This is a genomic window from Williamwhitmania taraxaci, assembly GCF_900096565.1.
GTDB classification, from domain to species: domain Bacteria; phylum Bacteroidota; class Bacteroidia; order Bacteroidales; family Williamwhitmaniaceae; genus Williamwhitmania; species Williamwhitmania taraxaci.
The window spans coordinates 1-11,333 of record NZ_FMYP01000069.1; the positions used below are offsets into that span (position 1 = coordinate 1).

Consider the following 11,333-nt stretch of genomic DNA (forward strand, 5'->3'; position numbering starts at 1 on the left):
AGCCTAAATGCACCTAAAAAAGTGGCACAACTTCGACCGAAACGCCTGGCACAACTTGAACCGAAATGGGTGGCACAACTTCGACCGTTTTATCTAATACCTATGATTTTGAATGTATCTAACCGTATCTGCAGATTAGTGTTGTTTATTCTGGATTCTTTTCTTGATCGGGGCTTTTATGCATCATCTTGCTGATTCCAGAAATGATAGCTGAAGCATTGCCGTTGATCAATGAAGAAGCAATATTCCTTACCAGCATTGAACTTAAAAAGCCTTTGATACTGCCATTCCTTCCCAAAACTCGATCGATTATAAAGTTTGCTCCAAAACTCAAGCCTACCTTTGCTAAGTCCATCTTCACATCTTTGTCTTCTGCCAACTCGTGGAGTGATGACTTTACCATGGAAACGGGGTCGATAGTATACACAAATTCCTTGAACGTAAGTTTGAGTTCCTCTTCTTGCACATATTTAGTTGCCTTCAGGTGATTGATGTGCATTTGCAGTGCTGCGTGGCTGGAGATTTCTATATTTTCCATTTCAGAGCCTTATTAGGTGGCTTTTACTGTTAATTATTGCTAAGTATACTTCTGATAAATTTATCGCGTAGGGGTGTTTCTATTAGTTTCTTTCGTCCGATTATTAAGATGAGCCCGAGCAAAAAATAGAATCCTGCCACGATTAAAAAACCGGAGTAACTATCGCCAAGGAGTTCTGAGAGGTAAAATCCTGCCGCAATGCTTATAAAGAGAACAAACAAAAGGGACACCATTCCTACAAGGAGTCGGCTAATCAAACCCGACCCTATCACCGAAGTGCGTTCAGTTGCTTCGAACTTCAACAATTCGATGTTCGTGTTTAGATATTGCTTTGCGCTTTCGGTGAGATCTTCTAATCTCTGCTGTTCTATCATGTTGCTATAATTTAACTGCTGTGTGAATCGGCCTCTACGATGAAAAAGACGGTCAACCTTCATGTCGATTAAAACTCTTGAGTTGGCCGTCGTTTATCCTAAAATGCGTCTGAGTATAGCGGTCGGCTTACCCTTTGGCTTTGTTAGTCATGTTGTGTAGTTTTTCTTCTGCAAGATCCTCTAAGTCTTCTGCTTTGTTGCGCAGGTCACTTGTTTCATCCATCATTTTTTTCTTGAGGTCTTCCGCCATATCTTTGGCTCCGCTCATTAGTTTACTCCGGGTTACGCTTCCTTTATCGGGAGCAAATAAAACCCCAAGAGCGGCACCTACAGCGGCGCCTAATAACAGTGCCATTACTATTTTTCCTGAATCATTTGAATTTTCCATAATCGTTTATATTTTATTTGGTTTAATTAGTTGCCGCCCCTGATGATGCGTAGTAAAACTGCAACGATTGCAATTAAGAGGAGAATATGAATTAGATTGCCTGCATTCAACGCAAAATAGCCAGTTGCCCAAACAATTATTAGGATTACTGCTATGATGTATAACAAACTCCTCATCGATTTTGTTTTTTTATGATTACCCTGCAAAGGTGACTCTCTTTGGACTCAAACGTTTTACATAATTCTTGATATAGTTTACATAATTCACACATTTTCTCATGCGATGCTTGTGGATTATGGTTATAACTTTCATTATTTGTTTCATGGGAACTTTTTGGTTACCTGTCTTCTACCTTGAAGATAAACGATTCCAATGGTGCGATATCCACTCGTGCATGTCCTTTTCCGTTGCTGATGCGCAGCTGCGTGGTTGCGCTGCCATAGAGCTGATCGGTAATTTTGTATTCACCGTCTGTAAGGCTCCATGCCGAGATAATATCTGCTGGAATTCCTAGCTCAAACCCAAAGGTGTCGGTTGGGTGGAAGTTGGAAATGATAATGAGCCTCTCGGAGTTGGAGTAGCGCACAAAGGAGAATACATGTTCGTTGTAGTAGGGTGTGCAGTGTCGGTTGTGGCCATGAATTTCTTGGTATTGCCCCATCAGTGCGCTGCTGTTGATGGTGAAATTTAGAAGGCGTTGGTAGAAGTTGCGGAGGTCTTTCTCTTTAGGTGTGGATGCTCCTCCATCGAACAGTCCGTTATTCATCCAGCGCTGGTGATGCGGAACACCAACATAGTCGAAAATGGATGTGCGAGTAGGAGAGCCAAATCCGGCATTGTTGGAGGCTGGTTCGCCTACCTCCTGCCCAAAGTAAACCATGGTGGGCGAGGTGCTGATAGTTGCCGATAGCACCATGGCGGGCTTGCCCATTGTGGCACTTCCTGCAAAATCGGGGCTGGCAATGCGCTGCTCATCGTGGTTTTCGAGAAAGTGGAGCATGTGGTGTTCAATATCTCCAAGACGATAGAGAATGCCCGAAATAGTATCGGTGGAGCCAGCACCCTGCATTATGCCTTTGAGCGTGTCGTAAAGTTCCACCTTGTCGTAGAGGTAATCCATCTTTCCGAGGTAGATGAATGCGCGATACTGCGCGGGGTCGTAAACTTCACCCAACAGGAGTGCTTCGGGATTTTTTGTCTTGATGGAAGAGTTCATAAAACTCCAGAACTCAACCGGAACCATCTCGGCCATGTCGTAGCGGAACCCATCTACGCCCATGTCTGTCCAGTAAAGGGCAATGTCTCTAAATTTCTTCCAAGTATTGGGAATGCTTTTCTCTTGCCAAAAGGCATGGTGCGCCTTATAATCGCTCTGCCAGTATTCGTGGGGCAGCTCGTCGAACTCCTTCATACCGTCGGGGGTTACGCCGTAGTTGAGCTTTACTGTTTCGTACCAATCGTAGAAGTGGGGCTGCGAAAGGCGTGAACCGTTGCCAGTCCACTTGGCCGGATACTCTTTAAATTCAGCTTTCAGTATTGGATGTTTCTCTCCACCCAACGGCATATAGCCATGCAGCCATTCGGGAAGCGTAAATTTTTCGCCCGGATTATAGTAGAAGTTGTTGTCGCGGTGGTAGGTTACGTTTGTATTGTCGGTGGCTCCGAAATCCTCAACACCTTTTGGGTTGGTCTTTCCCTCATAGCGGCGGGCAATGTGATTAGGAACTATATCTATAATAACCTTTAACCCGGCATTGTGGATGCGCTCAATAAGCTGCTTGAACTCTTGGAGCCGGTTGGCAGGATTGTCGGCAAGGTCGGGGTTTACGTTGTAGTAATCCTTAACGGCGTAAGGCGAACCGGCACGCCCTTTTACCACCGCAGGGTGGTCGTTGCTAATGCCGTATTTGGTGTAGTCGTTTATGAGTGCATGGTGCGGAACTCCGGTAAACCAGATGTGCGTTACCCCAAGGTTTTTAATCTCTTGTAGCGCCTTGTCGGTAAAGTGGTTGAACTTACCCACACCATTTTCTTTGATGGTTCCCCAAGGTTTGTTGGTGGTGTTAGTGTTGCCAAACAGGCGGGTGAATACTTGGTAAATTACCTTCTTTCCGTTCATAGTAGCGTATTTTATTAGCAGCAATTTATGAAAAAAAGTTGGTTGGTCGCTAATACCCTTGTTCCCGCACACTGATTTGTGCTGGTTTGTTGGGGTTGGTCTGTTCGATAACATGGAATAAACAGAGGGCAGCGCTTTATTTAAGCCTTACGGGTCATTAACTTTGTCAATCAAAAAACATGTAGTATTATGGCACTTGAACAATACGGTGAGCGTGAACGAAAGGTGATGCAGCTGGCCGAAGAGGCAGTTGAGCGTGGAGCAAATAGGTTGGCCGAGATTCGCAGCTTTGCCCTTAGAGCGGGGTTTAAGAAAATTGGAATTGCCCATTGCGCGGCGGTAACCAAAGAGGCGGTTGCTGCTGCAGAGTTTCTTTCGAAAGATTTTGAAGTGTTGATTATCGAATGTAAAACGGAGCAGATCCCAAAGAGCGAGTTTTTAGGTGAAGGTGCGGCGGGTATAAGCTGCAATCCTCTTGGACAAGCCGAATACCTAAATGCCAATGGCAGCGAGCTGAATATTGTGATGGGAATATGCATGGGGCATGATATCCTCCTTACCCAAAACGCGAAAGCACCGTGCACTACTTTGCTTGTTAAGGATAGGGTGCATAGGCACAATCCAATGGAAGGGATAAAACAACTTATGGAGCAAAAACAGCTGGTGGGATAGCGATAGGGGCGACGCCCCGAAAAGGTAAGAGCATAGGTCGGAGTGAAGCGTAGACCTGTGTGAGTTGGAGTAAGGATTTTGAGCCCTGAAGTGGCGGCTGGTAATTTTTCATTGAAAGTCAGGTGTTCGTGGTTTAACCTGTCGGGCTTACAGCCCTAAAATGAATTGAGTTGCGAGGATTTTACACAGGGCTGTGCCCTGTGCTTTTACAGGACGGCCTTTCAGGCCTAATGTCATGTGCTAAGGATGTTTGGCGAGAATCGTTTTTCCCTGAGTGTGTCTTGTTTGATGGGTGGAAGTGGCGAAGCCCCGAAAAGGTAAGAGCACAGGTCGGAGTGAAGCGTAGACCTGTGTATGTTGGAGAAACTATTTTGAGCCCTGAAGGGGCGGTGGGTTTTGAGGTGAGGGAATGGTTGATTTGGGTGCCAATTCATAAATGTACTCCTCTAATTCGATGACGCCCTCTGTTAAAATGCAGACGCCCTCTGTTAAAATGTAAAGTCCCTCTAGCTTTTTCATGACGCCCTCTGTTAAAATGCAGACGCCCTCTGTTAAAATGTAAAGTCCCTCTAGCTTATTTAAGAAACCCTTTGACTTTTTGTAAAGTTCCTCTCATGTTTTGCAAATGCCCTCTTACAAAATGTAAAAACCCTCCGTCTTTTTGTAAAAGCACGGAGGGTTTTATGTAAGTATAGGTGATGCGTTACTAAAGTTACCTCGGTTTTGTGAATTTTATCTTGCTAATTTGCTTGTACTGTGGGCTCGACGCACCGTATACGGACTTTACATATATTTTTACTTCGGCGGCCACATCGAATAAACCAGAGTCGGCCTTATATAACACCTCATCGCGGGCAATACGGGCATTGCTTAACGGAACGGTGGCTGCAATAACGGCGGCATTCTTTGCCTTTAAATCGGTGTATAGTGCCGTGAGTGTAGCTGGTTGTAAATCGATTTCGTTTGGAGCGTATTGCGGCACTTTAAGGAGTAGCTGGATGAGCATGTAGAGGTTCTCGAGCTGGTTGTCGTAGCTTGTTTGGGCCGAGGAGATTTGCTTTGCCGATTTACCTGCTGCTTCAATCGCTTGCTTTTCATCCTCTGTTTTCCATGGGGTGGCTCTTATCCCTTGAATTTTGTGCACAATGGTTTTTACGCTAGCGTCTATCTCAGGGGTGGTAGTGCTGGCCAATAGTGCGTTCATTACGCGTCTCGACAGCTGTTTGAGAGGTGCAAAGGCGACCTCTCGCTCGGCACGCGCCACGCTGTAAATGGGTTTGGAGGCATCTACGGCCTGAATTGCGGTATGCGCTCTATCCAAAATGTTGTTGAGCGATGTGAGAACGATGTAGGGATTGGATGGGTTGTAGGTGGCGCCGTAAGCGGTGACGTAGGAGGTTAAGGTGCCAAAGTTAGCCTGATTCTTGTTGTGGCCAGTTTCTACTGAGTTGGTCATAATGTTCAATTTAAAAGGTTAATGATAAAGAAAAGATTACAACTGGCTGAAATTTACAACATATAGGAATACAAGTCAATATTATTGTAAAGAAATATCGGACAAAAAAAGGTTTTAGTGTGAAATAATGGACAGTAATTCTCGCTAAAAGGCTTAAAAATACTTGGGGTGCGCGAGGATAAGCATGGCTCTAAAAAAAGTAATCTTTTGAGCCTAAATTTTGATGAACGGAGTTGGTGGTTAGTGTGATGGGGAACTGGTTGCTTTTATGATTACCGGTATTACTAGTCCCAGCTTAAGCTATGTTTATCGCCAATCGTAAGAGACAAATTTTACAATAGCCGCGATACTCTCGTCCGATAGGTTGAATGTGTGCTTCAGGCGCTGCTGGGTTACTGTGCATCCAATGGCTAAGTCGGGAAAGTTCCAGTTGTTAAAATCGCTGGCAACTTCCCGTATCTTTTTAAATTCTGCTTTATCACTCTCCGCAAGATATTCCGCATCTTGAATAACCTCGCACAGCTGTGAGAAGCTACTTATATTCCGATTGTTTTGAATTGCTTTGTCTAATTCTGTCATGCTTTTATCGTTGTAGACTTTGCTTGTGCTGTTTATTTATTGTTGCTAGTTTGCTCCGTATTTACCTTTTTGATTACCCCCAAATCAATTAACTTCTCTTTGGGTGTGAGGTGAAGCGATAGCCCTACCACTCCAATTACTAATGCTCGCAGTAGCAGCCGTTGGTTGAATGTGCGCAATTCCGGTTTCCATGATTTGAGGATTAGAGTTGCTAGGAAGCTAATGATTAAGGTTATTGAACCAAGTTTTAGCGAAATGTTGCTTCCTTTCCAGTTTTGTAAGGTAAAGAGGATTCCAATGCAAGCGATAGCGGCGGCTATATGGATTAGTTTGCCAATAAACACCTCCATGCTCGATGTCTCTTTATTTTCGGGCACTGCAAATGCGTTGAGGAAGTAAAGAATTGGCAATATAGAGAGCGACAGCAGTATCACGAGGCTTGACTTTGGCGTAGCTGTAACTTTCATCAGTAGTCCAATGGTAAAGGCAGCGGCCAGTATTATCTCTAGCTTGTTAAGCCTTGGGGCAACCCAGTTGCCGAGTTTTTCAATTTGTTCTTGTTGGATGGATGGGGGCATGTGTGTTCTATTGTTTTACAAAGGATTGTAGTAAATGGACAATATCTCTGTTTGTAGTTGATGTGAAATCGTCTTGCACTAATAGAAATTAAAAAAGGAGTAGCCTTAACCACTCCTAGATGTATCTTTCATTTTTGTTTCCCTTGACAGGGAATATTACGGTTAAACAATCGATAAAAATTGGGATAACTCCTCATTAGAGTTAAACCTTGTTACCGGAATGTATTCGTAATCTTGGTGTGTGTTTTCGCTCGTGTTTTTTACGGCATTATAAATGGCCAGGATATTCTCATTCGCATGGCAGAAGGAGACCTCAAGCGATTGGGATTTTATAAACTTATACAGTTCATCGGCAAATGCGCGCGAGATAAAATGAATGTTGGTGAAATCGAAAACATACGAGCGGCAATTTTCAAGATTCATTTCGTTCTGAAATACCGAAATGGAACTTCGCGTAGAAATGATCGATGAGCAGTAGTCCTGTATGTAAATTATGTTTGCCATAGTGGGCTCAAAGTTATAAATCATTTTTTTTAAAGCAACGAAAATTATAGATAATCGATGATATTGAATGTTTTAGGTGCATGTGTTGGAATTCCGATTGCAAGAATTGTTCCATCCCATGCTTGTTTAACGTCAAGTTCTATGATTTGTTCGTGTACTTTAGTATAAACAAAGAGAGCATTTCCCGTCATCAGAAAGAATTCTCCACCCAAACCTTTTACCAGCATTTTTCTAGATGTGCTTATTCCAAATCCTCGTCCTTTTTCATTAATTTTTGTTGACCTTCCGTTGAGTGCTTCTTCAAGGGCTTTGGAGTGAGTTTCGATATTTATAAAACCGTTCCGAATATAGGAGTTAAGAATGCCATCACCCCTATCAATAATGCAAATCTGGAGAAATCCTTTTTTTGGATAGTGTTGAACCATAATATAGCCGAATGGTGCCATTGAATGCTGATCGATATTATCAATAATTTCACTGATTATGAATGATATTGCTGATTTTATATTGGTCTGTAGTGTAAGTTGTGTTTGCATAATTTGAGTAAAGATTGACTCTATGTCGTTTCTAACTCTTTCGTTTGAAATGCCTGTATGAATAAGGCAGATGGGAAGATATGTTTTGGTCTTATATTGGGTTAAAACTTGTTGCCAATCGGGCGTTTCAATGTAATCGAATGGGGTGGGGAAATGAATGTGATATAAGTAGGGTGAAATTTTAGAGGTATTGCTATTTACCTCCACTTTACAGCCTTTATTTTCAAGCGACTTTTTTATTGCGGCTATACTTGTTAATACTAAGGGGTAGGCGAATGTAACTGTTGAAAGGTCAAAAATATAATCATAGTCTTGGTTGTTGTCTGGAATCTGCAAAAGGATATCGATAAGCACTTCGAATTGAGATGCCATTTTATCTTCTTTTGAATTTCCAACAACTATTTTTCTTGTTTCTCTCATCTCTCACACTGCCGCCATTCCTCAAATTTACAATTTATTTTAACTGCCTCCTACACGTTTGTCGGAATGAATTACGAGGAATAGATGAAATGAAAAAAATAATGAAGGTTAGTAATAAAAGCGTTGGATACAAAAAAGGAGCCACCCAACGTGACTCCTTACTTATTTATAGCTTATCCTTTAAATACCTTGCCGTGTAGGACTCCTTGCACTTGAGCAGCTCTTCGGGGGTGCCTGAAAAGACTAGCTGACCACCATCCTTGCCGCCCTCGGGGCCAAGGTCGATGATGTAGTCGGCGCACTTTATCACTTCTAGGTTGTGCTCCACCACAATAAGGCTGTGGCCGTTCTCCACCAGGGCGTTGAACGAGTCGAGCAGCTTGCGGATATCGTGGAAGTGGAGGCCGGTGGTGGGCTCGTCGAAGATAAAGAGGAACGGCCCGCCGCTGTTCTCCTTGCCTAGGAAGGAGGCTAGCTTCACGCGCTGGCTTTCGCCGCCCGAGAGGGTGCTGCTGCTTTGTCCTAGCCTTACGTAGCCAAGGCCAACGTCTTGCAGCGGTTTCATCTTCTCGGCTATCTTGCGCTCGGTGCTGCCGGGTTGGCTACCGAAGAACTCTATGGCTTGGTCTACGGTGAGTTCCAGCACGTCGAAGATGGATAGTCCTTGGTAGCGTACATCGAGTACCTCGTTCTTGAATCGCTTGCCGTGGCACTGTTCGCATACTAGGGTAACGTCGGCCATAAACTGCATCTCCACCTTAATGATGCCTTCGCCTTGGCACTCCTCGCAGCGACCACCCTCCATGTTGAAGGAGAAGTGTGAGGGTTTAAAGTTGTTGGCCTTGGCATAGGGCTGGTCGGAGTATAGCTTGCGCACCTCCTCGTAGGCCTTCACGTAGGTAACGGGGTTGGAGCGGGTGCTCTTGCCAATGGGGTTCTGGTCGATCATCTCCACGCCCTTAATGCGGTGCAGGTCGCCGGTTACGCAGCCGTGCTTGCCCGCCTTTTCGCCGTAGCCGTTTACGAGTTTGCTCAGGGCGGGGTAGAGGACGCCTTTTACTAGGGTGCTCTTGCCCGAGCCGCTTACGCCGGTAACCACCGTAAGGGTGTTGAGGGGGAACTTTACGTCAATGCTCTTTAGGTTGTTCTCGCGCGCGCTCTTTACCTCTACAAACGAGGCGGATTTGCGGCGGAACTTGGGCACGGGAATTTGTTCTGTGCCGATGAGGTATCGTGCAGTAAGGCTATCGGGGGCGGCCTGCTGCAGCTCGTCGATTTTTCCTTGAAAGATAATCTCTCCACCATGCTGACCTGCCAGCGGTCCCACATCAATTATCTGATCGGCAGCGCGCATAATCTCCTCGTCGTGCTCCACCACCACCACGGTGTTGCCTAGGTGCTTTAGGTTTTGGAGTACGTTTATCAGGAGTGTGGTGTCGCGCGGATGTAGGCCAATGCTGGGTTCGTCGAGGATATAGAGCGAACCCACTAGGCTGCTTCCGAGCGAGGTGGCGAGGTTTATGCGCTGGCTTTCGCCGCCCGATAGCGTTGCCGAGAGTCGGTTGAGGGTGAGGTAGCCAAGCCCTACGTCCATAAGGAAGTTTATTCGGTTGCGAACCTCGATGAGGATGCGCTCGGCAATCTTGGCCTCGTGGGGTTCCAATACTACGGTCTTGAAGAAGGCTTGCAGCTCGTCGATGGGCATGAGCACCAGCTCGGAGATGTTGCTGCCTGCCACCTTTACGTAGTTGGCTTCGGGCCGTAGGCGCGAACCTTTGCAAACGGGGCATACGGTTTTGCCCATGTAGCGCGATAGCATTACGCGGTATTGGATCTTATACTTTTTCTCCTCGAGGTATTCAAAGAAGCTGTTGATACCGTCGACCCCTTTTGTGCCATTCCATAGCAGGTTGAGCTCTGCCTCGTTGAGGTGCTCGTAGGCGCGGTGAATGGGGAAGTCGATCTTGGCGGTTTGCTTGATAAACTGGTCGCGGTAGGCCTGCATGCTCTCGGTTTTCCATGGGGCCACGGCGCCCTCGTAAAGCGAAAGGGTGCGATCGGGGATTACCAGCTCTTCGTCGATGCCAATCACCTTGCCGTAGCCTTCGCACTTGGGGCAGGCGCCCAGCGGGCTGTTGAAGTTGAAGAGGTGCACCGAGGGTTCTTCAAACTGAACGCCGTTTTCCTCAAAGCGGTTGGCGAAAAGGGTGGCGGTGGGCTTGTTGTTGCTGTCGAAGGTGTGCACCACGCAGCTGCCGTCGCTCTCGGAGAAGGCGGTCTGCACGGAGTCGCCGCAGCGGCCGGGGAAGTCCACCTCATCGCTTACCGAGAAGCGGTCGATGACTAGGTTTACGGTGCAGGTCTTGGGCAGCTTTGCGCTACCCGAAATGATCTCCTCCACTTGAAAAATCTCGTTGCATGCCTCGATGCGGGTAATTCCGTTTTGGAGCAGGGTGAGTAGGCGATCGGTGGTGGGGGCTGCATCGTCCGATTGGTATGGGGCGAGCACCATCACCTTGGTTCCAAGGGGAAAGGTGGAGATAAAGTCAACCACGTCGGTAACGGAGTGGCGTTTTACCTCCTTGCCGGTAGTGGGCGATATGGTGCGCCCGGCGCGGGCAAAGAGGAGCTTGAGGTAATCGTATATTTCGGTGGAGGTGCCTACGGTGGAGCGGGGGTTTCGGGTGTTCACCTTCTGCTCAATGGCAATGGCGGGTGGAATTCCCTCAATGGCGTCCACCTCGGGCTTGGTGATTCGGCCCAAGAACTGACGGGCATATGAGGAGAGCGATTCCACGTAGCGGCGCTGGCCTTCGGCGTAAAGGGTGTCGAATACTAGGGATGATTTTCCTGAACCCGAGAGGCCCGTAACCACCACGAGCTGGTTTCTGGGAATATTTATGGATACATTCTTCAGATTGTGAACCCTTGCACCGCGAATGCTGATATACTGCGCTCCTTTTTTCGTCGACATTGCAAAATTATTAGCTGGTAAAATTAGTCATTTTTCAGGAACAGGGTGGTAAAGAAGTTAAAGAAGATGGAAGTCTGAAGACGGAAGACCGAAGTGAATGTGCCAATATGCCAATGCGGCAATGAAAAAATAACCACGGAGGCATGGAGTGAAAAGTGAAAGGTGAAAGGATGGCTTCTGCAAATAGAATTGATA

General features: G+C 46.1%; 13 protein-coding genes. 1 reads left to right on the top strand and 12 read right to left on the bottom strand.

Translation table 11 applies throughout. The features are described from left to right. Positions 1–145 precede the first annotated feature (145 nt). The 5 genes from BLS65_RS14500 to BLS65_RS14515 all read right to left on the bottom strand — a co-directional run bounded on the left by BLS65_RS14500 (position 146) and on the right by BLS65_RS14515 (position 3,419). Positions 146–538 (bottom strand): hypothetical protein, encoded by a 393-nt coding sequence (locus tag BLS65_RS14500; RefSeq protein ID WP_092440263.1) that lies wholly within the window; start codon positions 536–538, stop codon positions 146–148. A 29-nt stretch (positions 539–567) separates the two neighbouring features. Beyond that, positions 568–912 (bottom strand): phage holin family protein, encoded by a 345-nt coding sequence (locus BLS65_RS14505; protein ID WP_170830141.1) that lies wholly within the window; start codon positions 910–912, stop codon positions 568–570. A 127-nt stretch (positions 913–1,039) separates the two neighbouring features. Next, positions 1,040–1,300 (bottom strand): YtxH domain-containing protein, encoded by a 261-nt coding sequence (locus BLS65_RS14510; RefSeq protein WP_092440267.1) that lies wholly within the window; start codon positions 1,298–1,300, stop codon positions 1,040–1,042. A 26-nt stretch (positions 1,301–1,326) separates the two neighbouring features. Further along, positions 1,327–1,476 (bottom strand): lmo0937 family membrane protein, encoded by a 150-nt coding sequence (locus tag BLS65_RS18050; protein WP_125869891.1) that lies wholly within the window; start codon positions 1,474–1,476, stop codon positions 1,327–1,329. Positions 1,477–1,637: 161 nt separating this feature from the next. Then, positions 1,638–3,419: an alpha-amylase family glycosyl hydrolase gene (locus BLS65_RS14515; RefSeq protein ID WP_092440269.1), complete on the bottom strand. Its 1,782-nt coding sequence runs from the start codon at positions 3,417–3,419 to the stop codon at positions 1,638–1,640. Between the two features lie 189 nt (positions 3,420–3,608). Between BLS65_RS14515 and BLS65_RS14520 the strand changes: the two genes are divergently transcribed. Continuing rightward, complete coding sequence (locus tag BLS65_RS14520; RefSeq protein WP_092440271.1) at positions 3,609–4,091, top strand: DUF1847 domain-containing protein; 483 nt, start codon at positions 3,609–3,611, stop codon at positions 4,089–4,091. Between the two features lie 366 nt (positions 4,092–4,457). On the opposite strand, the gene BLS65_RS18385 is transcribed toward BLS65_RS14520, so the two are convergent. The 7 genes from BLS65_RS18385 to uvrA form a co-directional block, all read right to left on the bottom strand. Beyond that, entirely contained in the window at positions 4,458–4,610 is a 153-nt protein-coding gene (locus BLS65_RS18385) for a hypothetical protein (RefSeq protein ID WP_170830142.1), read from the bottom strand. 193 nt (positions 4,611–4,803) lie between these two features. Beyond that, on the bottom strand, positions 4,804–5,547 hold the full coding sequence (locus BLS65_RS14530; protein ID WP_092440275.1) for a hypothetical protein: 744 nt from the start codon (positions 5,545–5,547) through the stop codon (positions 4,804–4,806). Between the two features lie 306 nt (positions 5,548–5,853). Continuing rightward, positions 5,854–6,126, bottom strand: coding sequence for a hypothetical protein (locus tag BLS65_RS14535; protein ID WP_092440277.1), 273 nt, complete (start codon positions 6,124–6,126; stop codon positions 5,854–5,856). 32 nt (positions 6,127–6,158) lie between these two features. Then, complete coding sequence (locus tag BLS65_RS14540; protein WP_092440279.1) at positions 6,159–6,704, bottom strand: hypothetical protein; 546 nt, start codon at positions 6,702–6,704, stop codon at positions 6,159–6,161. Positions 6,705–6,866: 162 nt separating this feature from the next. Then, the gene (locus tag BLS65_RS14545; RefSeq protein ID WP_125869892.1) at positions 6,867–7,208 is read right to left on the bottom strand and encodes a hypothetical protein; all 342 of its coding nucleotides are present in this window, start codon (positions 7,206–7,208) and stop codon (positions 6,867–6,869) included. A 44-nt stretch (positions 7,209–7,252) separates the two neighbouring features. Beyond that, entirely contained in the window at positions 7,253–8,164 is a 912-nt protein-coding gene (locus BLS65_RS14550; protein ID WP_092440283.1) for an ATP-binding protein, read from the bottom strand. Positions 8,165–8,330: 166 nt separating this feature from the next. Next, a complete protein-coding gene (uvrA, locus tag BLS65_RS14555) occupies positions 8,331–11,138 on the bottom strand; it encodes an excinuclease ABC subunit UvrA (RefSeq protein ID WP_092440285.1) in 2,808 nt (935 codons plus the stop codon). Positions 11,139–11,333: the final 195 nt, after the last annotated feature.

What these genes read in the sequence shown, in the direction of transcription:
- BLS65_RS14545 (WP_125869892.1), bottom strand. Translation starts at nt 7,208, where the DNA reads ATGGCAAACATAATTTACATACAGGACTACTGCTCATCGATCATTTCT.
- BLS65_RS14535 (WP_092440277.1), bottom strand. Translation starts at nt 6,126, where the DNA reads ATGACAGAATTAGACAAAGCAATTCAAAACAATCGGAATATAAGTAGC.
- BLS65_RS18385 (WP_170830142.1), bottom strand. Translation starts at nt 4,610, where the DNA reads ATGAAAAAGCTAGAGGGACTTTACATTTTAACAGAGGGCGTCTGCATT.
- BLS65_RS14520 (WP_092440271.1), top strand. Translation starts at nt 3,609, where the DNA reads ATGGCACTTGAACAATACGGTGAGCGTGAACGAAAGGTGATGCAGCTG.
- uvrA (WP_092440285.1), bottom strand. Translation starts at nt 11,138, where the DNA reads ATGTCGACGAAAAAAGGAGCGCAGTATATCAGCATTCGCGGTGCAAGG.
- BLS65_RS18050 (WP_125869891.1), bottom strand. Translation starts at nt 1,476, where the DNA reads ATGAGGAGTTTGTTATACATCATAGCAGTAATCCTAATAATTGTTTGG.
- BLS65_RS14515 (WP_092440269.1), bottom strand. Translation starts at nt 3,419, where the DNA reads ATGAACGGAAAGAAGGTAATTTACCAAGTATTCACCCGCCTGTTTGGC.
- BLS65_RS14540 (WP_092440279.1), bottom strand. Translation starts at nt 6,704, where the DNA reads ATGCCCCCATCCATCCAACAAGAACAAATTGAAAAACTCGGCAACTGG.
- BLS65_RS14550 (WP_092440283.1), bottom strand. Translation starts at nt 8,164, where the DNA reads ATGAGAGAAACAAGAAAAATAGTTGTTGGAAATTCAAAAGAAGATAAA.
- BLS65_RS14510 (WP_092440267.1), bottom strand. Translation starts at nt 1,300, where the DNA reads ATGGAAAATTCAAATGATTCAGGAAAAATAGTAATGGCACTGTTATTA.
- BLS65_RS14505 (WP_170830141.1), bottom strand. Translation starts at nt 912, where the DNA reads ATGATAGAACAGCAGAGATTAGAAGATCTCACCGAAAGCGCAAAGCAA.
- BLS65_RS14500 (WP_092440263.1), bottom strand. Translation starts at nt 538, where the DNA reads ATGGAAAATATAGAAATCTCCAGCCACGCAGCACTGCAAATGCACATC.
- BLS65_RS14530 (WP_092440275.1), bottom strand. Translation starts at nt 5,547, where the DNA reads ATGACCAACTCAGTAGAAACTGGCCACAACAAGAATCAGGCTAACTTT.